This is a genomic window from Spirosoma lituiforme (genome assembly GCF_054776635.1).
On sequence record NZ_BAAHBO010000001.1, the window covers coordinates 163,024 to 187,118 of the forward strand.

At 53.0% G+C, this 24,095-nt stretch carries 23 protein-coding genes; 18 read left to right on the plus strand and 5 right to left on the minus strand.

Going from position 1 to position 24,095, the window contains the following annotated elements; genetic code table 11:
• Positions 1 to 98 precede the first annotated feature (98 nt).
• On the plus strand, positions 99 to 803 hold the full coding sequence (locus ACYU87_RS00725; protein ID WP_461132105.1) for a SanA/YdcF family protein: 705 nt from the start codon (positions 99 to 101) through the stop codon (positions 801 to 803).
• Between the two features lie 226 nt (positions 804 to 1,029).
• Positions 1,030 to 1,629 (plus strand): CAP domain-containing protein, encoded by a 600-nt coding sequence (locus tag ACYU87_RS00730; RefSeq protein ID WP_461132106.1) that lies wholly within the window; start codon positions 1,030 to 1,032, stop codon positions 1,627 to 1,629.
• 19 nt (positions 1,630 to 1,648) lie between these two features.
• Here the strand turns inward: ACYU87_RS00730 and ACYU87_RS00735 are convergent, their stop codons facing one another.
• Positions 1,649 to 3,151, minus strand: a complete 1,503-nt coding sequence (locus ACYU87_RS00735; RefSeq protein WP_461132107.1) for a capsule assembly Wzi family protein — start codon at positions 3,149 to 3,151, stop codon at positions 1,649 to 1,651.
• A 376-nt stretch (positions 3,152 to 3,527) separates the two neighbouring features.
• On the opposite strand from ACYU87_RS00735, the gene ACYU87_RS00740 reads away from it, so the two are divergent.
• The 8 genes from ACYU87_RS00740 to rplT all read left to right on the plus strand — a co-directional run bounded on the left by ACYU87_RS00740 (position 3,528) and on the right by rplT (position 10,514).
• Entirely contained in the window at positions 3,528 to 4,103 is a 576-nt protein-coding gene (locus ACYU87_RS00740) for a DinB family protein (protein ID WP_461132108.1), read from the plus strand.
• Positions 4,104 to 4,195: 92 nt separating this feature from the next.
• Entirely contained in the window at positions 4,196 to 4,618 is a 423-nt protein-coding gene (locus tag ACYU87_RS00745; protein WP_461132109.1) for an EVE domain-containing protein, read from the plus strand.
• Positions 4,619 to 4,684: 66 nt separating this feature from the next.
• A complete protein-coding gene (locus ACYU87_RS00750; RefSeq protein ID WP_461132110.1) occupies positions 4,685 to 5,578 on the plus strand; it encodes a class I SAM-dependent methyltransferase in 894 nt (297 codons plus the stop codon).
• Positions 5,575 to 6,852, plus strand: a complete 1,278-nt coding sequence (locus tag ACYU87_RS00755; RefSeq protein WP_461132111.1) for a tetratricopeptide repeat protein — start codon at positions 5,575 to 5,577, stop codon at positions 6,850 to 6,852. Before ACYU87_RS00750 ends, ACYU87_RS00755 begins: the two co-directional genes overlap by 4 nt.
• Positions 6,853 to 6,984: 132 nt before the next feature.
• Positions 6,985 to 8,928 (plus strand): threonine--tRNA ligase, encoded by a 1,944-nt coding sequence (thrS, locus tag ACYU87_RS00760; RefSeq protein WP_461132112.1) that lies wholly within the window; start codon positions 6,985 to 6,987, stop codon positions 8,926 to 8,928.
• Between the two features lie 202 nt (positions 8,929 to 9,130).
• Positions 9,131 to 9,688: a translation initiation factor IF-3 gene (infC, locus tag ACYU87_RS00765; RefSeq protein WP_461132113.1), complete on the plus strand. Its 558-nt coding sequence runs from the start codon at positions 9,131 to 9,133 to the stop codon at positions 9,686 to 9,688.
• A 167-nt stretch (positions 9,689 to 9,855) separates the two neighbouring features.
• Positions 9,856 to 10,050 (plus strand): 50S ribosomal protein L35, encoded by a 195-nt coding sequence (rpmI, locus tag ACYU87_RS00770; protein WP_012926783.1) that lies wholly within the window; start codon positions 9,856 to 9,858, stop codon positions 10,048 to 10,050.
• A gap of 119 nt (positions 10,051 to 10,169) precedes the next feature.
• Positions 10,170 to 10,514, plus strand: coding sequence for a 50S ribosomal protein L20 (gene rplT / locus ACYU87_RS00775; RefSeq protein WP_046574083.1), 345 nt, complete (start codon positions 10,170 to 10,172; stop codon positions 10,512 to 10,514).
• Between the two features lie 90 nt (positions 10,515 to 10,604).
• Here rplT and ACYU87_RS00780 read toward each other — a convergent pair whose 3' ends face one another.
• Positions 10,605 to 11,045, minus strand: a complete 441-nt coding sequence (locus ACYU87_RS00780; protein ID WP_461132114.1) for a nuclease A inhibitor family protein — start codon at positions 11,043 to 11,045, stop codon at positions 10,605 to 10,607.
• A 49-nt stretch (positions 11,046 to 11,094) separates the two neighbouring features.
• Between ACYU87_RS00780 and ACYU87_RS00785 the strand changes: the two genes are divergently transcribed.
• The 4 genes from ACYU87_RS00785 (at position 11,095) to ACYU87_RS00800 (ending at position 15,323) form a co-directional block, all read left to right on the plus strand.
• Positions 11,095 to 11,217, plus strand: a complete 123-nt coding sequence (locus ACYU87_RS00785; protein WP_461132115.1) for a hypothetical protein — start codon at positions 11,095 to 11,097, stop codon at positions 11,215 to 11,217.
• Between the two features lie 21 nt (positions 11,218 to 11,238).
• Entirely contained in the window at positions 11,239 to 11,790 is a 552-nt protein-coding gene (locus ACYU87_RS00790) for a hypothetical protein (protein WP_461132116.1), read from the plus strand.
• A 285-nt stretch (positions 11,791 to 12,075) separates the two neighbouring features.
• Positions 12,076 to 14,007 (plus strand): molecular chaperone DnaK, encoded by a 1,932-nt coding sequence (gene dnaK / locus ACYU87_RS00795; protein ID WP_461132117.1) that lies wholly within the window; start codon positions 12,076 to 12,078, stop codon positions 14,005 to 14,007.
• A 179-nt stretch (positions 14,008 to 14,186) separates the two neighbouring features.
• Positions 14,187 to 15,323, plus strand: coding sequence for an acyltransferase family protein (locus tag ACYU87_RS00800; protein ID WP_461132118.1), 1,137 nt, complete (start codon positions 14,187 to 14,189; stop codon positions 15,321 to 15,323).
• 81 nt (positions 15,324 to 15,404) lie between these two features.
• Here ACYU87_RS00800 and ACYU87_RS00805 read toward each other — a convergent pair whose 3' ends face one another.
• Positions 15,405 to 16,649, minus strand: coding sequence for a hypothetical protein (locus ACYU87_RS00805; protein WP_461132119.1), 1,245 nt, complete (start codon positions 16,647 to 16,649; stop codon positions 15,405 to 15,407).
• A gap of 294 nt (positions 16,650 to 16,943) precedes the next feature.
• On the opposite strand from ACYU87_RS00805, the gene ACYU87_RS00810 reads away from it, so the two are divergent.
• From ACYU87_RS00810 to ACYU87_RS00825, 4 genes are all read left to right on the plus strand, one after another.
• A complete protein-coding gene (locus ACYU87_RS00810; protein WP_461132120.1) occupies positions 16,944 to 17,987 on the plus strand; it encodes an NAD(P)-dependent alcohol dehydrogenase in 1,044 nt (347 codons plus the stop codon).
• Between the two features lie 49 nt (positions 17,988 to 18,036).
• Positions 18,037 to 19,011, plus strand: a complete 975-nt coding sequence (locus ACYU87_RS00815; RefSeq protein WP_461132121.1) for an aldo/keto reductase — start codon at positions 18,037 to 18,039, stop codon at positions 19,009 to 19,011.
• A gap of 182 nt (positions 19,012 to 19,193) precedes the next feature.
• The gene (locus ACYU87_RS00820) at positions 19,194 to 20,165 is read left to right on the plus strand and encodes an aldo/keto reductase (protein WP_461132122.1); all 972 of its coding nucleotides are present in this window, start codon (positions 19,194 to 19,196) and stop codon (positions 20,163 to 20,165) included.
• Positions 20,166 to 20,993 carry a helix-turn-helix domain-containing protein gene (locus ACYU87_RS00825; protein WP_461132123.1) on the plus strand — a complete coding sequence of 276 codons (828 nt, stop codon included), beginning with the start codon at positions 20,166 to 20,168 and terminating at the stop codon, positions 20,991 to 20,993.
• Here ACYU87_RS00825 and cobA read toward each other — a convergent pair.
• Both cobA and ACYU87_RS00835 read right to left on the minus strand, forming a co-directional pair.
• Positions 20,980 to 21,738 (minus strand): uroporphyrinogen-III C-methyltransferase, encoded by a 759-nt coding sequence (gene cobA / locus ACYU87_RS00830; RefSeq protein WP_461132124.1) that lies wholly within the window; start codon positions 21,736 to 21,738, stop codon positions 20,980 to 20,982. The two genes, ACYU87_RS00825 and cobA, sit on opposite strands and share 14 nt — an antisense overlap.
• A gap of 93 nt (positions 21,739 to 21,831) precedes the next feature.
• The gene (locus ACYU87_RS00835) at positions 21,832 to 24,036 is read right to left on the minus strand and encodes a nitrite reductase (protein ID WP_461132125.1); all 2,205 of its coding nucleotides are present in this window, start codon (positions 24,034 to 24,036) and stop codon (positions 21,832 to 21,834) included.
• Positions 24,037 to 24,095 lie beyond the last annotated feature (59 nt).

The following is a 24,095-nucleotide window of genomic DNA, read 5'->3' on the forward strand; positions in this document are numbered from 1 at the left end:
TACTTCGTCGGAATACCCGTTCACGAACGAATCCGGCAACGACGAAGCCGACACTGTGCTTGGATTGATGGAGAATTCTCATTATAATCGTTGATTAGATGAACACGACCCTGGCTACCGATTACAGCAATAATCCTCCGCGCGAAGCGGTTGGGATTCGCGTGGTCAAATGGGTCATCAAACTGATAATCATCGTTATTTTTTCCGGCGTAACGATTGTCCTGGTTTGTAATTGGTGGGTGGTGTACAACACCCGGAATCAGATCTATTTCGATATCCACGAGTTACCTGCTAATGATGTCGGGCTGGTACTGGGCACCAGTAAATTTGTGCGAACCGGGAAGGAAAATCTGTTTTTTCGCTACCGGATGGAAGCGACCGCCCGGCTTTGGAAGGAAGGAAAAGTAAAGTACTTCATCTTGAGCGGAAATAACGATTCGGAGTACTATAATGAACCGGTCGATATGCAGCGAGCTCTGGTCAAACTGGGCGTTCCCGCTTCGGTGATGACGCTCGACTATTCGGGTTATCGAACCTTTGATTCGGTTGTCCGGTGCAAGGATGTATTCAACCAGGAAAAGATCACGATTATCTCCCAGAATTTTCACAACGCCCGGGCCCTGTACATTGGCAACCACGAGGGCATGGAGGCCATTGCCTTTGCGGCCCAGGACGTACCGGACGGTTATTCACTCCGCACCCTGATTCGGGAATACCTGGCCCGGCCGTACGCGATGCTCGACGTGTACCTGATCCGACCCCAGCCCGAAAAGGGAAACTGGGAACGCAAGCGTAACCTATAATCCTGTTGCTGACCGACTTAGTCGATTGGGCGTCGAGTACGCCTGGTCGACTTTTTTGCGTATAGGGATGAGGACTAGTCCGGTTTTGCTTAATACGGGTCTAGTTGGTGTCATTTGTTTACGTTTACGTGTATTTGTTACCAAGTATATAATGTACTGATCGTATATTCACAATAAGGCAGAAGGGCATACCGTTTAATCAATAAATCAACCTCCAGATTACCACATGAAACTCACGTACGTAGTAAGCGTAGTCGCTTTGTTGGGAGCCATGGCTTCCTGTCAGTCCGATCGGGAAACTACCCAAACGCCCGCGCCGGTCTCGTCGTCCGTCTACAAGGACGCAGGGGAGGGTGCCGGTTCGGTAACGCCGAACCAGGCAGGAGCACGGGCTGCCCTGGCAACCACTACCCAACAGCAGGAGGTACTTACGTACATTAACCAGGCCCGGTCGAAACCGTGTCAGTGCGGAACTACGACCTACCCGGCCGTGCCCGCCCTAACCCTGGATAGTAAACTCAATGCTGCATCGGACAAATTTGCGGTCGACCTGGCCACGTACAACTACTTCAGCCACACGGGCCGTGATGGGTCAATGCCTTGGGATCGGATGACCCGCGAGGGATATGTATGGCGGGCCGCCGGCGAAAACATTGCGGCTGGCTACACCACCACGCGGGCCGTCGTTGATGGCTGGCTTAAATCGCCCGGCCATTGCGCCAACATCATGAGTGCTAACTTTAAACAGGTAGGTGTCGGGTATGGGTACAGTGCCACCAGTACCTACAAAGCCTACTGGGTAACGGATTTTGGCACGCTGCGGTAGCAAATTCCAGGACAACCTACTACCGTTTCTGGCTTTGGCCTTCCTTGCGGATGCCTACGTAAAAGCCAAGACTGTTGTTGTACAGGTCACCAACGTCGGTGGCAACGGCTGCGTTTGCCGTTAGACCGGTCAGAACCGGCAGTGGCATTGACAGGCTGAAGGCGGACGAAAACTGATGCACGGTTTGGCCGAAGGGAACCTCGTACGTACCCAGGTTTTCACTATACGAGGCTTTCAGCTGAAAGCGGAAAAAATCGTACGCCTGCCCGGCCAGCCCAAGGTGCATGACCGATACCCGGTTGTTGTTGGTAAATCCGTATTTCGGCAGATTGTCCCGACTGTCGGTGGAGGGCGTAATGAAGGGCGTTCCCATGGTCAGGCCAAACCGCGACCAGCCATCCTGGTATTGTGAATGGTTGAAGTAGTTGTCGCGGCCCCGCTGCGATGCGTCATCCAGGAACAAAGCACCGCCCTGGCTCTCGGTGTATAGGTACTCGAAAAGGAGGGATTGCAGCTGAATCCCGTTTGGATTAACCGGCCGTCGGTTCCGGATACGCAAACCATTCAAGCCATCGCTTATGTTGATGAGGTAAAAAAGTGATCCGTCTTCGTAGATGCTTTGCCGGTAAGCGAAGAATGAAAAATGACGACCGGTGTACTCAAATCCCAGATCAACCGTACCCAGGTGGTTGCCAATTCGGTTTTCGCGGTCGAACGAACTCACCCGATTTGTGTCAACATTGGTTCGGTTACCGAGTGAACTGGCCGTGACCACGTCGAGATAATCACTGAACAGGTTGGGTAAATGGTTGTTTTTGATTGTCGATCCCTTCAGCCGTTCCGTATTACCACCCCACATAACCTGGTGATTGATACCTCCGTACAACTTAAGTCGCCAATTGGGTTTACCAAATCGGCCGTACAGGGCTTTCTGGTGCAACAGGGCATTGTTGATGAACCGGTCCTGTTCGAACCAGCCGTGCGCATAAAATCCTTTAATCCCAAACAGCCCGTTTCTGGGTACGTAATCAGGCACGGCAATCTGGACTTTCAGCATCGGCAGCGTGTTGCCCGACCAGGCATAGGAGCCCGAGGTAAGTGTCGAATCGACCAGGCCGACAATTTCCCGCCGACGGCCCGCCCAGACTTCCAGCCCTTTGCCAACCTTTACCTTCACGTACGCTTCCGGAATCAGCAGCTTGTAGGTATAGCCCGCATTCAGAACGGCTTCTGCTCCCCAGCCCCAGTCGACGCGCCGATTGACGGCCCGCAGGCTGTCAAGTTTGGTTTTGGGTTTGTCATGGTAGTCAACCCGCACTGCCTGACGCAGCGTCATTAACGCGGCTTCGCGGGGAACAATGCCGTATTGATTGGCCCGTAGCCAGAAGGGCGTTTCGCCCGACGTCGCCAAATAGCTACCAACGTCTGTACGGTAACGAAACGGCTTAACTGCCTGCCCCAGGCAGTTGGAAACAATGGCTAGGTAGATGACCGTTAGACGGGCAAGGCTGGATGTGGACATAAATTTACGTTATACACTTCCGACCTTATGATTGGTTTTCGGTCACTGCCCGTTTGGTGGATGTATGCATGTATACACAAGCATAAAACATGCCACGTTATTTCTGGGTTTAATGGAATGAACAGGATGGCTGACGGTAGCTGCCGGATAAAAAGTGGTTCCGGGTTTTCGGAAGCCCTAAGATATTACCTTACCTTTGCTGCTTCGTTCAACGATTGCCGCCTGGATGGGTACGTTACCGGTATCCGTCATTTCGGGCCAGATTTGTTGACGATTATAGACAGCTAGTTAACCCGAGAGACGTACGTTGCTAACTTGTATCTGGCGTAATTATTTACGTCCCTTTTGAGTTGAAAACGCTATTACCCAATTACTTATGATCCCTAACGATGAACTCATTCGCATCATTGATTTATTAAACACGACCTACGAGGGCGAAGAAGCCTGGCATGGCCCCTCGGTCGTTGATGTGCTGAGAGATGTAACGCCCGACATGGCCGGACGCCGGATTTCCCCGAATACGCACAGCATTGCGGAACTGGTTTTTCATATGACCAGCTGGCGGATTTTCTGCGTCAAAAAGATGCAGGGTGATGAACTGTTTGACATTTTAACGCCGGACAAAAATTTTGGCGCATTACCCGATAAAATTGATGATTTTGAGTGGGAAGCGCTCGAAATGGAGTTGAGCCTGAGCCAGGAAGAGCTTATCAATGAACTTGACAAGCGCGACGACGATGAATTCCTGGAAGATATTGTGCCCGGTCGTGACTATACGTATTACGATTTGCTGCATGGCATCATTAACCACGATATGTACCACACGGGTCAGATCATGATTATGCAAAAAGCCCTGGCGCAGAAAGGGGGCAGTGCACGCTACAAGGACGATGATGCTGACGAATACGGTTCCCCTTTTGGCAGCCATACCGAACACGACGATTATTATTGATTAAGCGCGAAAGAGCGAATGAGTGCAAGAGCGAACGAATAGGAGTACGCCAGCCACTCAATCACTCTTTCGCTCCTTTACTCTTTCATTGATTGAATTACTGGCTCGTCAAATCAGAACCCGATAAATACGGGTGGATGCACTTTACCGAACAAGGCCGCGCTGTGTGGGACGGGGTCCGCAATTACCAGGCTCGCAATAACCTGAAATCCATGAAACTGGGCGACCAGGTGCTGTTTTACCACAGCGTGACCAAACCGGGTGTGGTTGGGTTGGCAACCGTTGTGCGGGAGCATTATCCTGATCCGACGATACCCGACGATATGCGCTGGGTAGCCATCGAACTGGAGCCGGTTATGCCGCTGGACCGCCCCGTAACCCTCACGCAGATCAAAGCCGAACCGCTGTTGGCCAACATCAGCCTCATCAAACAATCCCGCTTATCCGTTATGCCCATTCGCGCCGACGAATTTGAGTTGATTCTGCAACTGGGTCAGCAACGAAAAATCACATAAAGCGTTGGCAATGATCGCTAGTTCGCTGCCCGAATCAGCAGCCGATTGACGGCGAAAAAAAATAGTATGACTGATATTAAACTGATTACACCCGGACAGTGGGCAGATTACGAATTAATCGATTCGGGTAACTTTCAGAAACTCGAACGCTTTGGTGAGTTCGTACTGTCCCGCCCCGAGCCCCAGGCTATCTGGGATAAATCACTCCCCGACGCGGAGTGGGAACGGCAGGCACATGCTACATTTCGGCGCGACCGCCAGTCACCCGAGCGGGGCGACTGGCAAACGGTGTCCACCATGCGCGATCCGTGGTTTGTTTCGTTTCACCAGGGTGGCCTGCAGCTGAAATTCAAACTGGCCCTGACCACGTTCAAGCACGTGGGGATTTTTCCGGAACAGGCCAATAACTGGCAGTACATTCACGACCGGGTGAAGGCTATTTCGACCGAAGTTCCCCGGCCCAAGGTGCTCAACCTGTTTGCCTACACGGGCGGGGCTTCGCTGGCGGCTCGCCAGTCGGGGGCCGACGTGACGCACGTCGATGCCGTCAAACCCGTTATCAGCTGGGCCCGGGAGAACATGGATTACAGCGAACTGGACAATATTCGCTGGGTGGTTGAAGATGCCGTCAAGTTTGTCCGGCGGGAAGTACGGCGGGGAAACCGGTACAACGGCATCATTCTGGACCCGCCGGCCTACGGTCGCGGCCCCGATGGCGAGAAGTGGGTGCTGGAGGAACAGCTCAACGACCTGCTTAAATCCTGCGCTGATCTGCTGGATGGCACGAACTTCTTTTTTATCATCAACCTCTATTCACTGGGCTTTTCGTCGCTTATTCTAGACAACCTGATGGGCCAGATTTTTGGCACCGTACCCAACCCCGAATGGGGCGAGCTATGCGTGGCCGACAGCCATCAGAAACAACTACCTTTAGGCGTGTTTTACCGGTTTTCGTCGTGAAAAGGCAAAAAATAAACGAGCGAAAGAGTGGAAGAGCGAACGAGCGAATTTCGGATGGGCCAATTCGCTCGTTCTTGCTCTTTCATTTTTTCGCTCTTTCGCTTTTTTTATTTTCCTGCGGGGGAGATGACCGGCAGGCAGCCCATATACCGGATTTTCCTAAACCGGACGACAGTAGCCGGGTGGAGGGGGCGCTACGGGCGCTGACGGTAGCCATCAATCAATCATCACCCGCGTCTGCCTATGCAAAACGAGCCACGATCCTTCTGGCCATGGGGCGGCTGACGGACGCGCTGGCGGATATTGACGAGGCCATAAGCCGAAATGATAACGCGGGCTCGTACTACCTGACGCGGGCTCAGATTTTACGGGGCCTGCAACAACCGGCCAAAGCGCTGCAAAATGCCCAGCGGGCCGAAATTCTGGGTGTCGACACGCCCGAGTTGTACACCTTGCAGGGTGATCTGCTCCAGCAGCAAAATCAGTTTGATAAAGCGAAACTGTACGTAGCCAAAGCCCTGCAAATGGCTCCGTACGATGGTGAAGCGTACTTTTTCAACGGCTTGATGGCCGCCCGGCAGGGTGACACGGCCCAGGCGCTCACCCTGTACCAGCAGTCCCTTCGGCTGAAACCCCGCTACCTGGAAACGTATAACCAGCTAGCATCGGTTTACCGGACCCTTGGCGACCAGAACTCGGCGCTGGCCTACAACCAGCAGGCGTTGCGGTATTTTCCCCACAATGCCCGTCTCTACTACGGTCGGGGGTTAATTTACCATACAATCGGGCAACTCGATAGCGCAATGACGTATTACCGGCAAACGATGAAGATTCAGCCGGGCTATTACCAGGCTTACTTTCAGCTGGGGTTGATCAACCAGACCTATCGGAATTACAACGATGCGCTGCGTAATTACCAGCGCGTACAAGAACTCAGGCCGCAGTTTTCGCGTATTGATACGTACATTGGCTATTGCCATGAGCAGATGGGGCAGTATGACCTGGCCATTGCCGCGTACGACAAAGCCACGAAGCAGAACATCTATGATCGGCAGGCGGCTGCGGGTTTATGGCGTTCGCAACGAAGGCAATACGCGCAAAATTCATATAACTCCTTATTTTTGCCGGATACGGCAGCAAAATCAACGCCCCAGGCCAGAAGCCGGACCGTAATCGACACCACCCGTGTTCGCATCACGACCATTCAGCCGAAAGCCAGAGTAACGACCAATGCTGATGATTCGCTCAAGCGAACCGTAAAACCGATCAATTGATGTAGGACGTGGTATATAGGATGTGTGATTTTCTAGAACCGCCATCCATTATATATACGACATCATACATCAAATTAAGTGGCTTACAGTTGTAGGTAAGCCGCGGGTGCCACTAACTAACTTAGTTAACGTATGATTGCGCAGGACGAACAAATCCGCGTGACGTTGCCAGACGGTAGCGTTCGGGAGTATCCTAAAGGAAGTACCGGGCTGGATATTGCCACAAAAATTAGTGAAGGCTTAGCGCGTAATGTGCTGGCGGCCAAAGTGAATGGAGTGGTGCAGGACGCCACACGACCCATTGACGAAGATGCCCATGTACAACTGCTGACCTGGAACGATCCCGAAGGGAAAGCTACCTTCTGGCACTCGTCGGCTCACTTGCTGGCTGAAGCGCTCGAAGCGCTGTATCCGGGGGTGAAATTTGGCATCGGTCCAGCCATCGAAACGGGTTTTTATTACGACGTTGACCTCGGTGGACAGCCTTTCTCGCAGGAAGACTTTAAAAAGGTGGAAGATAAAATGCTCGAACTGGCCCGTCAGAAACAGCCGTATATCCGCAAGCCCATGAGCAAAGCGGATGCCGTTGCTTATTTTGAGGAGAAAGGCGATCCCTATAAGCTTGACTTGCTCGACGGACTGGCTGACGGGACTATTACCTTCTATAGCCAGGGTGGATTTACCGATCTCTGCCGGGGACCGCATATCCCGAATACCAGTTTTATTAAAGCGACCAAGCTGATGAACGTGGCGGGTGCTTACTGGCGCGGCAACGAAAAAAACAAGCAGCTAACGCGTATCTACGCCGTTACCTACCCGAAACAGAAAGAACTCGACGATTACCTGTTTCTGCTGGAAGAAGCCAAAAAGCGCGATCACCGCAAACTGGGTAAGGAACTGGAGCTATTTGCGTTTTCGGAGAAAGTAGGCGCGGGCTTACCCCTCTGGTTGCCCAAAGGAACCGTGCTGCGCGAACGACTGGAAAATTTTCTCCGCAAAGCCCAGGTTCGGGCGGGTTATTCGCCCGTGGTGACCCCTCACATCGGCAGCAAGCAGTTGTACGTGACTTCGGGCCACTGGGAAAAATACGGCGAAGATTCGTTCCAGCCGATCAAAACCCCCGATCCAAACGAGGAGTTTCTGCTCAAACCCATGAACTGCCCGCACCACTGCGAGATCTATAAAACCAAACCCCGTTCCTACCGGGATCTGCCGTTGCGACTGGCCGAATTCGGAACGGTATACCGGTATGAACAGTCGGGCGAGTTGCACGGGCTGACCCGGGTACGTGGGTTTACGCAGGATGACGCGCATATCTTCTGCCGCCCCGATCAGGTGAAAGAAGAGTTTATGAAGGTGATCGACCTGGTGCTGTACGTATTCAATACGCTCGGCTTCTCGGACTACAGCGCTCAGATTTCGCTGCGCGATCCCGAAAACAAAACAAAGTATATCGGGTCCGATGAGCTGTGGGAAAAAGCCGAGTCGGCCATTATCGAAGCGGCTGCCGAAAAAGGACTCCCGACCGTTACCGAACTGGGCGAAGCGGCCTTCTACGGACCTAAGCTTGACTTCATGGTGCGGGACGCTCTCGGCCGGAAATGGCAGTTGGGTACCATTCAGGTGGATTACAACCTGCCCAATCGCTTTGAACTGGAATACATCGGTGCCGACAACCAGAAGCACCGGCCCGTGATGATTCACCGGGCTCCGTTTGGGTCGATGGAGCGGTTCATTGCCATTCTGATCGAGAATTCGGGGGGGAACTTTCCGCTCTGGTTATCACCCGAGCAGATCGCGATTTTACCTATTTCCGAAAAATACGAAGACTACGCCAATGAACTGTTCTTCACCTTGCAGGAGAACGATATCCGGGGCTTCGTTGATTTGCGCGACGAAAAAATCGGCCGCAAAATACGGGATGCTGAAGTGAATAAAGTGCCTTACATGCTTATTGTCGGTGAGAAGGAAGCCGCTGATGGGGCGGTATCCGTCCGGCGCAAAGGCCAGGGTGACTTGGGCAGCATGCCTGTTGCGGATTTCGTCAAGACATTTCAGGCAGAGGTGAAGGTGTAGGCCGGTTTGTCGTTTACGGTATTTGGTATCCGGTTGGCTGACGCGTCCAGCATGAATGCGTCAGCCAACCGGATACCAAATACCGTGAACCGACTTATGTCGGTATAAACTTGCACCGCATGAGTATTTTCAATAGATTCCCGAACTTTTTGGGCTACAGTACGTTTTCAAAACGAGTAAAATAGCACACTAAACACAATTTATGGCATTACCCCAGCGGAGACCACCCCGTCGCGTGGTTGAAGAACCCTACAAAGTTAATGAGCGCATCCTGGTTCGCGAAGTGCGTGTGGTCGGCGAGAATGTAGAACAGGGCATTTACGATATTAACAAGGCACAGGCTTTAGCGAAAGCGCAGAACCTCGATCTCGTTGAGGTGTCTCCCAATGCGGTGCCGCCCGTCTGTCGTATCGTTGACTATTCCAAGTTCAAATACGAGCAGAAGAAAAAGCAAAAAGAAATCAAGGCGAACGCAACGAAAGTTGTGATCAAAGAAATACGCTTCGGTCCGAACACAGATGACCATGACTTTGAGTTCAAACTGAAGCACGCGATTAATTTTCTTAAGGAAGGGGCCAAGGTGAAAGCCTACGTCCAGTTCGTTGGTCGGGCCATTGTTTTTAAAGACCGTGGCTTCCAGTTGCTGGAACGCTTTTCTAAAGGACTGGAGGATTATGGCAAGGTGGAGGCCGAACCTAAACTCGAGGGCAAGCGGATGAGTATGTTTCTGTCCCCCAAAGTTGTCGTTCCTAAAAAATAACGAATTCGGCCGCGGCTAGTATGCGCAGCTGAACGGATAGTTTTCTACACAAAGACCTGTCTGGTTTGTTCCGGGCAGGTCTTTGTGTAGAAAGCAGGTCGGTATTGCTTTTTTTCGTATCTTTGCGGCCTGTTTACTTAATTTTCCATACAAAGCGGTTTACGATAATGCCAAAAGTAAAAACCAATTCAGCCGCCAAGAAGCGTTTCAAGCTGACCGGCACTGGAAAAATCAAGCGGAAGCACGCCTTCCACAGTCACATCCTGACAAAAAAAACAACCAAGCAAAAGCGTAATCTAGTACACGCGGCCCTGGTTGATGGTCCTGACGAGCGTCGCATTAAAGCGTTGCTAAACGTCTAGGGTCAAAAAAGACGCAGTTGCGTCTGGTTCAAGTTTCACCCGATTACGGGCTAAAAAGCGAAACGAAAAGGAATAGTACCTGATTGTTCCGCCCGTCGTCAAAAAACAAGTCATCTAAAATGCCACGTTCCGTCAATCACGTAGCCTCACGGGCGCGTAGGAAGAAAGTAATGAAGCTAGCCAAAGGATACTTTGGTCGGCGTAAAAATGTTTGGACGGTTGCCAAGAACGCCGTCGAAAAAGGTCTGGGCTATTCGTACCGTGACCGTCGTGCCAAGAAACGCGATTTCCGGAGCCTCTGGATTCAGCGGATCAATGCCGGCGCGCGTCTGCATGGTATGTCTTACTCCGCCTTTATGGGTGCCCTTAATAAATCGGGCATCGAACTCAACCGTAAAGTATTGGCCGATCTGGCCATGAATCATCCGGAAGCATTCGCTGCCGTTGTAGGACAAGTAAAGTAAACAGACCTTTTTAGTACCCGAAGCGGGGAGACAGTAACAGGAGCAGCTGACGTAGGTTGGTTGTCCGGTATTGTTTCCCCGCTTTTTTGGCTACGTCTGAATAATCTTCGTTTTAATACCCACTCGCTCGCCGTCGGTCTGGCGCCCCAGCAGGTACACATCCAGTTCGGCTTCACCCACCCGGAATACCTGGTGCAGCGTCAACGTACTGTCAATGGTTTCTTTCAGTTTCTGAAATCCGGCCGTCCGACTTTTTTCTGCCTCACCGTACCAGTCCTGTTCCGTAAGGACAGGCTCCCAGAAGTCGGCCTCGGGCATTTCCTCAACGTAAACAGCGGGCGGCAGCATCAGCCAGTCTTTGATCTGACTAACGGTGAGGGGCTGATCCTGTTTGAGGTAACAGTGCACGGTTTCGACAGGCTCATCGGACTCGCTGGGATACAGTAAATCGGGAAGTAAAGGATTGATCAATTCACTTGACGACGTATTTTTTAAAACCTCATCGCCACTTTTCGAGTTTTCGTTCGTCATAGGGGAAGTCAGGTTTTTCGCGCCTGGCCTGGCCATCGTTACCCAGTCCATGGAAAAGAACCGTGGCCTGATTAGGCGCGATAAACCTGAAAATAGATACACGTTAAAATTAACGGATTCGGCGGGAAGTATGCTGTTGAATCTGCCTAATTTTAAGGTCGACACCCGGTAATCCGGTTAAACAGACAAAATCATGTTAGAAACATTAATGAACCTGGTGAAGCAGCATGCGGGTCAGGCTGTCATCGACAACCCGGCTATTCCAAACAGCCAAAACGATAGCGTACTGCAAACTGTTGCGGGTAGCATCATGAGTGGTCTGGGTCAGCAGGCCCAGGGGGGTGGTTTGGGTAACCTGCTGGGCATGGTCGTCAACGGGGCCAATGTGCAGCAGAGCCCGGTCACGCAGGGCGTCCAGCAGCATGTGGAGCAAAGCCTGATGGAAAAATTAGGGATTTCGCCCCAGGTAGCCATGTCAATAGCCAGTGCCGTTGTTCCCATCGTGTTAAGTAAACTGATGCACCGCGCGTCGGATCCGAACGACGCCACGGTAGATGGTAATTCGATTCTTGGCGCGGCCACCGGAAAGCAGGGCATCGACTGGATGGGCATGGCCGGATCGGCTATGTCGGATGGCAAACTTGACATGAACGATCTGCTGCGTGTAGCGGGTCAGCAGGGAGGCAGTAGCAGTAACAGCGGTGGACTTGGCGGTATGCTGGGGGGGCTGTTCGGCGGCAAATAAGCGCCAACCGAGGGTTGATCAACAAGGCAGGCCACCCCAGGTCTGCTTTTTTTATCGGGTCAGGAACCACGTGCCCCAGCCATGACCGGGTAAAAGCCCACTCCGATAAAATGTCTGCCATCTATTTCCACTCGCTGGCTGATAAACGCCATTATGGCCCATTCAGGTGGATTATTATGACAATCTGACAGCAATTCCACCTTTTTTTCGGGCTGGCATTTGTATTGATAGATAGGTTATGTCTGTCAGTTTACAACCACAGCATTAAAGAAACTAAATCCAATTATGGGAAAAATCATTGGTATTGACTTAGGCACCACGAACTCGTGCGTGGCCGTGATGGAAGGCAACGAGCCGGTCGTGATCCCCAATTCTGAAGGAGCACGGACCACCCCCTCGGTAGTCGCGTTTATGGACAACGGCAACGGCGAACGCAAAGTAGGCGCCCCCGCTAAACGTCAGGCCATCACGAACCCGAAAAATACGATTTCCTCCATCAAGCGTTTCATGGGTAAGCGCTACAGCGAGGTAACGAACGAAATTAAAAACGTTGCTTACGACGTTGAAAACGGCCCGAACAGTACGCCCCGCGTGCGCATCGGTGATCGTCAATATACGCCACAGGAGTTATCGGCGCTGATTCTGCAGAAAATGAAGCAGACGGCCGAAGACTACCTCGGACAAACGGTAACGGAAGCCGTTATTACGGTACCGGCCTATTTTAACGACGCTGAACGGCAGGCTACGAAAGAAGCCGGGGCCATTGCTGGTCTGGATGTTAAGCGGATCATCAACGAGCCAACCGCGGCTGCGCTGGCCTATGGTCTGGATAAAACCAACCACGATCAGAAGATAGCCGTATTTGACCTGGGTGGTGGTACGTTCGATATTTCGATCCTGGAACTGGGTGATGGCGTGTTCGAAGTAAAATCAACCGACGGGGATACGCACCTCGGGGGAGACGATTTCGACCAGGTAATCATCGACTGGCTCGCCGACGAGTTCAAAAAAGACGAAGCCATCGATCTGCGTCAGGACCCAATGGCCCTGCAACGCCTGAAAGAAGCCGCCGAGAAGGCAAAAGTTGAACTGTCGAGTTCGAACTCAACAGAAATCAACCTGCCGTACATCATGCCGGTAAATGGTATCCCCAAGCACTTGGTCCGGACGCTGAGCCGGTCGAAATTCGAGCAGCTTGCCGATTCGCTGATCCAGCGCAGTCTGGAGCCCTGCCGCCGTGCGCTGAAAAATTCAGGTCTGTCGGCCAGTCAGATTGACGAAGTCATTCTGGTCGGTGGCTCAACCCGGATTCCGAAAGTTCAGGAAGAAGTAGAAAAACTGTTCGGTAAGAAGCCATCCAAAGCCGTTAACCCCGACGAAGCGGTAGCCATTGGAGCGGCTATTCAGGGCGGTGTACTAACGGGCGAGGTGAAAGACGTGCTTCTGCTCGACGTTATTCCCTTGTCGCTCGGTATCGAAACGATGGGTGGTGTGTTCACCAAAATGGTGGATGCCAACACGACGATCCCCAGCAAGAAAGTAGAAACCTATTCGACGGCATCGGACAACCAGCCCAGCGTGGAAATCAACATCCTGCAGGGTGAGCGCCCCATGGCGACCCAAAACCGCCAGTTAGGCCGGTTTATCCTGTCGGATATTCCACCAGCCCCCCGCGGTGTGCCTCAGATCGAAGTAACCTTCGACGTTGATGCCAACGGTATTCTGCACGTAACGGCCAAAGATAAAGGCACGGGTAAAGAGCAGAAAATCCGGATTGAAGCATCGAGCGGTCTGACCGACGCGGAAATTAACCGGATGCGCGAAGAAGCGAAAGCCAACGAAGCGGCTGACAAAGCCGAACGCGAAACGGTTGAAAAAGTGAACGCAGCGGACTCGATGATCTTCCAGACCGAGAAGCAACTGAAAGAATACGGGGACAAGTTGTCGGAAGGCAACAAATCGGCCATCGAAGCCGCGCTGGCAACACTGCGTACGGCCCATGGTAGCCGCGACGCAGCCGGTATCGACAGCGCGCTGGAAGGCTTGAATGCAGCCTGGGCAACAGCCTCGACCGAAATGTACAGCGCAACCAACGGTGCTGGCGCTAACCCGGCCGATGGTGCCGATTTCGCCGGAAACGCGGATGGGGCTGCCAACGGACAAGGTCAGCCCGCGGGCGACAATGTTTCGGACGTACCGTACGAAGAAGTGAAATAATTCAGGAACATCCTGATCATGATCATACAGAAGCCCTTACCGGAAACGGTGAGGGCTTTTTGTTTGCCGGCTCCGGATTGATGGGCCTGCTTCAGGTTGTCGTTGCGCTGGTGTCGGATGACGGAAAAAGGCGTACTTTCGCTCCACTCGACTGGTAAGCTGTCCCTAACGTAACGCTGATGGTAAAAACCAACCCTTATGCGCCTGCCCTGGCGGAGACAAAACCGCACTACAACATACTCGACGGATTACGGGGAGTAGCGGCATTGACCGTTGTCTGTTTTCACGTATTCGAGGCCTATGCCACCAGTCATGTAGACCAGACAATCAACCATGGCTATCTGGCGGTTGATTTCTTCTTTATCCTGTCCGGTTTTGTTGTGGGTTATGCGTACGATGACCGGTGGGAAACGATGACAATTAATGACTTTATCAACCGTCGGTTAATTCGCCTGCATCCTATGGTCGTCATCGGGGCCATAATCGGAGCCCTTCTGTTTTACTTTCAGGGCTGCGCTGCCTGGGACGTGTCGAAGGTATCTGGCATCAGGTTATTTATAGGGACTCTCCTGAATGCTTTTCTGATTGCGGCAGCTCCCGGCTCCGAAATTCGGGGCGTTGGTGAAATGTACCCGCTGAACGGGCCGAGCTGGTCTTTATTTTTTGAATACATCGGCACCCTTCTTTACGCGCTCCTGATCCGTAAGCTTCCGACCAGCGCTCTGGCTATACTGGTTTTGCTGGCCGGTAGCGGATTGGCCGCGTTTGCCATCTGGGGGCCCTACGGTGACCTGTGCGTCGGGTTTTCGCTGACCGAAGACAACATCCTGGGTGGTACGCTGCGTTTGTTGTTTTCATTCCCGGCGGGCTTGCTCCTATCCCGCGTATATAAGCCTGTTCCGGTGAAAGGGGCTTTCTGGATCGGTAGCCTGGCCATCGTTCTTGTTTCGGTCATACCCCGAATTGGTGGGAGTGAAAATCTGTGGATGAACGGGTTATACGACACGATCTGTGTTGTGGTGATCTTTCCGGCGCTCGTTTATCTGGGCGCTTCAGACAAGACAGCGGATCAACGAACGACCAGGACCAGCAAATTTTTAGGGGATATTTCGTATCCGCTGTATATGGTACATTATCCCTTCATCTACCTGTATTATGCCTGGGTTAAAAATGAAAACCTCAGCTTCGAACAGTCCTTCCCCGGTGCTTTAGCGCTTGTGGCTGGTTCGGTCCTATTGGCTTATGGATGCCTGAAACTATATGACGAGCCTGTCCGCCAGTGGTTAACGAAGCGTCTTCTACGCGTAGCGAGGTAGTTTGGGTGAAATCGCCAATAGTTACCGTTGGCGATTTTTTGTTTTCCAGCAGGCACTATGCACGGACTGATTTTATGTCTTTTATCGGAAATGAAAGAGAAGTGGAAAGAGAAAGGTTACGACAGCGGCCCATAGTCCGTAAATGGGTAGAAACGAAACAATACGCTGTTCAACCCGCTCCAGTTGGGTACGATCGTTTACTGTTTTGATCAGCCGGTAGGTAATCAGAACCAGATTGGTTAAAATGAGGAGGTTACCGCCCAGGATCGCCAGTTTGTTCGGCGTAAGTCCCCACGCCGAGATCCGGAACAGAATAGCGGAGAGGGCAATGCCGTTCAGAAGGATGGTCACGATGGCCAGTCCGCACAGCAGCAGGATAGTCAGTCGGCTCGACGACGTTGCAGCCGTCCCGGCAACCGAAAACAGGATAAGGGCCATCACGCCTACCAGGAGACCATTAAACAGCAACAGAAAGTCCCGGTTGTTGTAGGGGTCCTTGCCGGTAAAGACCACCGCAATCAGGTAAATGACCAGCGTGACAAATACCAGGGGCGTAAACACCTTCGCGATAACGGGGGAGACCATGTTGACCAGTTGCGGGTTTGACTGAACCAGGTAGGTGCCCACCATCGGCGCAGCTGCCAGCCCCCATAGGGCAATGTGCTGAAAATAGAAGGTTTCGATCTTCAGGTCAATCAGGTTAAAGAGGCCCAGCGTAATGGCCGTTAACCCGCCCCCGGCGATCAGAATAAGGGTGGTCATGACGACCAGATCGCCGTTGTATCGGAGAAAATGGAGCCGGCCCTGGTCGTTTTTCAGCTGGCCACCGGTGTAGGCAAAACCCAGCAGGGTCCACAAGACCAAGGGCAGATGAATACAGGCGAGTAGCAGGGTGTCACTGGTGTCATCGGCGGGCAAAACGTTCATGTAGAGGGCTGACGCCAAGATGACGGATGCCCCGATCAAGCGGTTAGGCAGGGAAAGTCGCTGTTTCCAGGCGAAGTAGGCCGCCAGAACGGGGAAGACAATAAACGCTATGTTTCGGGAATAGAAGTAATCGGGCCTGAGGGCGAAAAAATCGGGAAATTGGGCCAGCAATCCAGCCAGGAGAGAGGCAACCAGCACAACCATTAACTCCCGACCCGATCCCCAGGCTATAGCGTCTTTCTCGTAGTTTAACCGTTCGTGCCAGATCTGCGCGGTCCTGTTTTCCCGAATGTCGGTATACATACGATTGAACGCGCTCTTGAAGACTGCGCTGTTGTTCCGGTACAAGTGTTCAAGCTGTACGGGGTTCCCCAAATTATTCCTGATTTCTGCTTCCATCGCCGATCTGTGTTACGTTAAAAAATTATATCAATAAATTCAGGATTTTTTTAAAGTACTTTGTAAAACAAAGTAAAGAAACAGAAATCAGATAAACAACATCCTGTCAGGTGGTTATTCGTTTATGAACAAGTTTTTGGCCCCGGCCCGTGATCGGGGTTAAACAGCTGCAGGGGACCACTCCTCAAAAACTTGGTCTATTAGGTGGTCGATCGTAACAATATGCCTGTTATGCGGGTAGAGTAATACGAGCCGGTCATTTCGATACGGTTTACTCAATCAACCATAACTAGTATGACTGCGACAAGAGGCTATGCGGCTCAAACGAAAGACACTGAGCTGGCGCCCTGGGATTTTGACCGGCGAGAAGTAGGCCCACACGATGTTCAATTCGATATTACGTACTGCGGGGTTTGCCACTCCGATCTCCACCAGATCAGGGACGAGTGGGGCGGGGGCATTTTTCCGATGGTACCCGGTCACGAAATTGTGGGCAACGTAGTGGCCGTCGGCAGTGAGGTGACAAAATTTAAGGTTGGCGATCTGGCGGGTACCGGCTGCATGGTCGATTCCTGCCGGGTTTGCGACAGTTGCCAGCACGGTCTGGAGCAGTATTGCACCAACGGGAACACGCTCACCTACAACAGTCTGGAGCAGGACAGGAAAACCCCGACCTACGGCGGTTATGCCAATACGATCGTGGTCAATGAAGATTTCGTGCTTCATATTTCGGACAAACTGGATCTGGCCGCGGTAGCTCCGCTGCTATGCGCCGGCATCACGACGTACTCGCCCCTGCGGCACTGGAAGGTAGGAAAAGGACACAAACTGGCTGTATTAGGGCTGGGTGGTCTGGGGCATATGGGGGTTAAATTCGGGGTGGCGTTTGGGGCCGAGGTAACCGTACTCAGTACATCGCCCAAGAAAGAAGAAGATGCCCGCAAACTGGGTGCCCATAAGTTCATTGTCACCAGCGATCCTGACCAGCTGGCTTCCGCAGCGGGGTATTTCGACTTCATTCTGGATACTGTTTCGGCGGAGCATGACTACAACCAGTACCTGGCTCTGCTAAAAACCGACGGGGTCCATATTTGTGTGGGGGCTCCGCCAACCCCATCGGCGCTACTGGCCTTTAGCCTGATACCCGGCCGGAAAAGCATTGCCGGATCGAGCATTGGCGGCATTGCCGAAACCCAGGAGATGCTAGATTTCTGCGCCGAGCACGACATCGTATCGGACATCGAACTGATTGACATTAAAGATATTCAGCCATCGTACGACCGGATGCTGAAAGGGGATGTGCGGTACCGGTTTGTCATCGACATGGCAACGTTGTAGGGAAATAGCATAGGAGCGAACGGCAGGTACCAAGACAAGCGAATACACTATGGAATACAGTCGATTTGGCAATACGGGCCTGATGGTGTCCCGGATTTGCCTGGGGACAATGACCTACGGGACGCCAACCGAGCGGTGGCCCTGGGCCCTTGCTGAAGAACAAAGCCGCCCATTTATTCAGAAAGCACTCGAATTGGGGATCAACTTTTTCGATACGGCGGATGTGTACTCGGCTGGGATGAGCGAGGAAGTAGTCGGGCGCGCCTTACGGGACTTTGCCCAGCGCGATGAGGTGGTGCTGGCGACCAAAGTGTATAACCCGATGGGCCCCGGACCTAATGCCAAAGGGCTGTCGCGCAAGCACATCATGAGTGCCATCGATGCCAGTCTCAGGCGACTGGGTACCGACTATGTGGACCTGTACCAGATTCACCGCTGGGATAATAACACGCCCATTGAGGAAACCATGGAAGCCCTGCATGACATTGTGAAAGCCGGTAAAGCCCGTTACATCGGTGCGTCGTCGATGTCTAGCTGGCAGTTTGCCAAAGCGCAATATACCGCCGACCTCCGGGGCTGGACCCGGTTTGTGTCGATGCAGCCCCACTACAACCTGGTGTATCGGGAAGAGGAGCGGGAAATGCTGCCTTTCTGCGCCGACCAGCAGATTGCGGTCATTCCCTGGTCGCCCCTGGCGCGGGGCCTGCTGACCGGTGGACGGGGCAAGGCCCGCAACGAAACCGAACGGGCTCGAACCGATGCGTTTGGCAAATCATTGTACAGTGAATCGGACTTTACCATCGCCGATCGTGTTTCTGAGGTTGCTCAGCAGCGGGGTATCCCCAGTGCCCAGGTGGCGCTGGCCTGGATGCTGAGTAAGCCGGTTATTACCGCCCCCATCATCGGGGCCAGTAAACCGGGGCATATCGAGGACGCCGTAGCGGCCTTATCCGTAACGTTATCGGACGAAGAGATCCATCATCTGGAGGAACTGTATCAGCCCCACCCGGTACGGGGTATGTAAGCAGCCGTACACCACGTTAAAAAAACAAAACGGCATTGCCCGCAAGAACTAGCGTCCTAGTTCTTGCGGGCAATGCCGTTTTGTCGTTCTGCCACGGGTTAAATACGAAATTGAGCCGTATAAGCAAATTAATTGAGCCTTGTAAGCAACAAACAGGTATTCTGAGGTCGGATATTTGCCGTATGAAAAACAACGCAACAATTCAGTTGGGTCAACATGGCCCGTTCGTTTCCAAGCTTGGGTTAGGCTGCATGCGCATGTCGTCGATCTGGGGCGGTCCCACTCCTGACGAAGCAGAAAGTATAGCGACTATCCGTGAAGCCCTGGACAGCGGCATTAATTTTCTAAACACCGGCGACTTTTATGGGGCTGGACATAACGAACTGCTGGTAGGCAAAGCCATAAAAGGAAGGCGCGACGATGCCTTCATCAGCGTTAAATTCGGGGCCATCTTTCACAATGGTCAGTGGTTGGGCATGGATCTGCGCCCCATCGCCATCAGAAATTTTATCAACTATTCCCTGACTCGTTTGGGTATCGACACCATTGACCTCTACCAGCCCAGTCGAATGGACAACAGCGTGCCGGTAGAGGATATCATCGGAACGGTTGCCGATTTGATTCAGGAAGGTAAAGTGCGGACCGTTGGCGTATCGGAAATTACGGCGGATCAACTTCGCCAGGCCAACCGGGTTCATCCCATAAGCGCGCTGGAGATCGGTTATTCGCTGGCCGACCGTCAGATCGAACGCGAATTGCTGCCTGCCGCCAGAGAATTAGGCATTGCCGTCGTGGCGTTCGCCAATACAGCCGAAGGCTTGTTGACTGGTGAACTGAAGGCACCGCTGGCTGAAACCGATTACCGGGCTCATTTTTCGCGTTTTCAGGGAGATAACGTACGCTACAACCTGGAAAAAGTTGAGGTCCTGAAACAGCTGGCCAGTACCAAAGGCTGTACGCCGACCCAACTGGCCATTGCCTGGGTAAACGCGCAGGGCGATCTTATTATGCCGCTGGTCAGCATGAGTCGCCGGTCGCGCCTGCCCGAAAACAGGGCAGCGATGGCTATTGTCTTGACGCCGGACGAAATGAATACCCTGAATACTACCTTTGCCCTGGATGCCATCCGTGGCGGTACATACTTACAACGCTAAATGACCAGTCCAGCCGAAATTCTTCCGGGCGTGATCTTCTATTCGTACCTCTCTACTGAACGGAAGGAGAAAGTATGCTTCTGGAACCACCATACGTTCGTGCTGCAGGTTTCGGGTCAGTTCGTCATGGAAACCGCCGGGCAACAGATTTCAATGACGGGGGGCGGCATGCTGCTGATCGGTAGAAATCAGCTGGGTACGCTCACCAAAACACCGCTGCCCGGCGGGAACTATGAAACAATTGTGATCTCCCTACAGGAAGATCTGCTGCGCAAGATTGTCCTGGAAGAAAAGCTCGAAGCCGATCGGAAGTACGTTGGGCCACCCAATATCCTGATTCCACCGAATGAATTCCTGCAGGGGTATTTTCACTCGATTGTTCCGTACGCCCGAAACTCGGGGGCGGCCATGACAGACGAAATGGGTATTCTGAAGGTGAAAGAAATCGTTAAATTACTATTACTAACCCTGCCGGGACTTCGTAACTTTCTGTTCGACTTTTCACAACCGTATAAAATCGACCTGGAAAAGTTCATGCTCAGCAATTTTCAGTTTAACGTTCCCATTGAAAAATTCGCGCAGCTGACCGGCCGCAGCCTGGCAGGCTTCAAACGTGATTTTGTGAAAACATTCGGGGTTCCGCCCCGGCAATGGCTGCTGAATAAACGGCTGACCGAAGCCAAGCACCTCATCGAAACCAAACAGCAAAAACCTTCGGCCATTTACCTGGAACTGGGGTTCGAAAGCCTGTCACATTTCTCCCATTCGTTCAAGAAAAAGTTCGGCGTGGCGCCTACTGCCCTGGCTTCCGGCGTTACCCCTGGTTGAGAATATCGTTGGGCTGCGTTGCCCGCTGAACATCCGCCAGCGTAAGCCCCGCAACCTCGCCAATCACAATGATCGCCGGGTTGTCGATACCCGTTTCGCTGACCCGGTCAGTGATGTCCTGAACGCGGCCAATGACCTGTCGCTGATCGGCCAGGGTTCCATTCTGAATGATGGCCACCGGCGTTTCCGCTTTTCCGCTAGCGGCAAAAACGGCCATGATGTCCGCCAGTTTATGCATCCCCATCAGGATAACGACCGTTGCCGTGGACTGGGCGGCCAGGTGGAGGTCGGCGGAGAGCTGCCCGGCTTTGGTCGTTCCGGTCACGACCCAGAAACTTTCCGAAACGCCCCGGGTGGTGAGCGGGATATTGGCCGAAGCCGGGACCGCATAACTACTCGACAGACCCGGTACGACCTGGGTGTCAATGCCGTACTGGCGGGCAAACTCGATTTCTTCGAACCCCCGGCCAAACACGAACGAATCCCCGCCTTTCAGCCGGACCACGTGGCCGTACTGGCGGGCGTAATGCACAATAAGCGGGTTAATATCCTCCTGCATGCATGAATACGCCCCCCGCCGTTTTCCCACATACACCTTGAGGGCATCGGGACGGCAATAGTCGAGCAGGTCCGGGTGAACCAGGGCGTCGTACATCACCACATCGGCCTGCTGCAACGCCTTAATTCCCTTAACCGTTATCAAATCCGGGTCGCCTGGCCCCGCACCTACGAGTGTGAGTTTCATTTTTGAATGATTGAGTGATTGAATGCCTGAATGATTGACTGATGCCTCCGGATGGTATTCAATCACTCAATCATTCAGGCATTCAATCACTAGTTAACTGTCCTGTGCCTGGCTAAGCTCCTGGAGTTCGGGCGCACCTTCCTGGTCGATCTGTTGGGCGCGGTAGGCCTGCACGGCTTGCAGGAAAGCATCGGCCTGCGCCAGAAACCGCGTAGCGAAGGCTTCGGAGGGTTCTTCTTTATTGATGCTGAAAACCAGTCCCTTAAAGTCGCCTTCTGCTTGGTGAAAAACCGGGCCACCGGGCGACGGTTCGCCGTGTGACGGACCACCGTGCGACGGTCCGCCCGCAAAGGTTTTGTCGAAATCACTCACGATACCATGCTGGGTATTGGTGGGAATATCTCGGCTCATCAGCGCGGCCCGGGCTCCCGTAATAAATACGTTGTAGGTATGGTAGAGGGCATCGGCCCACCGGCTTTCGGCCAGCGCTTCCCGGGCCCAGCCTAGTTTTTCCGTGGCTTCGGTTAGGGTGGTCGCGACCAGGTCAATCAACACGCTGGCGCATTCGCCTATGCCTACTTCGGTCACGTACTGTTCGGTATGATCCCAGTCGATGTAATCGCTGTCCACGAGGGTTTTCAGGTCCGCGAGGGGTTTCAGCAATTGATAAAAGTAGTTTTTACCCTGGCGGGCGTAGTAATCGCTGTAGTATTCGCCATCGAACGCGTTGGCCTCGAAGTCGCGGAGTAAAAACCGCAGCGAGTCGGGGCCGCGTTTGGCCGGAATCTTAATGACTTTATCGGCAATCAACCCTTCTCCCTTGCCATTGAACCCCCCGCCCAGCAACACCTGCAGCGCCGGTAACACATACGCCCCATTTTTCAGGGAGGAGCCATGGTAACCGATATTGGCCACGGAATGCTGGCCGCAGCCGTTCATGCAACCCGAGATCTTGATCTTGATGTCATCGTTAAACACCAGGTCCGGAAACTCATCGTGCATCATGGTTTCCAGCGCCCGGGTAATGCCGTAACTGCTCGAAATGGCGAGGTTACAGGTATCCGTACCGGGGCAGGTCGTGATGTCAGCGGTCGTGTCGAACCCCGGATTGGCCAGGCCCAGCGCATCCAGCGCGTTAAAAACCGCGGGTAAATCTTCGGGACGGATAAACCGCAGCAGGTAGCCCTGGTTGACCGTTACCCGAATGTCGTCGGCGGCATACTGCTTCACCACCGCGGCCATTGCCCGGGCTGTATCCGAGTTCATATCACCCAGTAAGACCCGCACCTGCACGGCATACCAGCCCGGCTGTTTCTGTTCGAAAACGTTGGTTTTGAACCAGGTTCTGAATCGGGAATTGTCACCTTCGGCTGAGCCATTTTCTGGCTGAAAATTACTGACTTCGGGACGATCCGGGTAGCGCTCACTGACCGACGTGGGTAGGTGGTTCACCTGAACCGCTTTATTCTTCAACGCGGGGGTTTCTTCGGTTACCCGGTTGAGCAGTTCGTCCAGTCCGATGTCATTGAGCAGGTACTTCATGCGGGCTTTATGGCGTTTCTGGCGCTCGCCGTAGCGATCGAAGACCCGAATAACCCCTTCAATGAAGGGAATCACGTTGGCTTCTTCCAGGAATTCAGTTGCCGTCTGTGCCGAAAACGGTTGGGCTCCCAGGCCACCGCCCAGCATCACTTTAAAGCCCCGTTTGCCATCCTGCTCCCGTGCTACCAGGCCCACATCGTGCATGTAGCCATACGCCGAGTCTTTTTCGCTGGAGGAAAGGGAAATCTTGAACTTGCGGCCCATATCCTGACAAATCGGGTTGCGCAGAAAATAATCGAAGATATGATACGCGTGGGGCGTAATATCGAACGGCTCCAGCGGGTCGATGCCCGCCCGTGCCGACCCCGTCACGTTACGAACGGTGTTTCCGCAGGCTTCTTTCAGGGTAATACCGGCGTCTTCCAGTTCGGCCCAAAGCTGGGGCGAATCGGCTAGTTTGACGAAGTGTAACTGAATATCCTGCCGGGTGGTGGCGTGGAGGTTACCCGTTGCGTATGTATCCGACAGGTCGGCAATGCGCACCAGCTGATCGGCCGTAATACGCCCATGGGGTAGCTTGATTCGGATCATCTGAACCCCTGGTTGCCGCTGGCCGTATACGCCCCGCGTGAGTCGAAACTTACGGAAGGCCTCATCGGCAATGTCACCCGCGCGAAAAGAACTGATCTTCTGTTCCAGATCCAGTATATCGCGCCGGGCTGCCGGGCTAACGTTGTCGGTCAGTTGAATAGCCATGAGTAAGGTATATTGTCTATAGATTTAATCAACTAATTCAGTAAACCAGAACGCCGGTA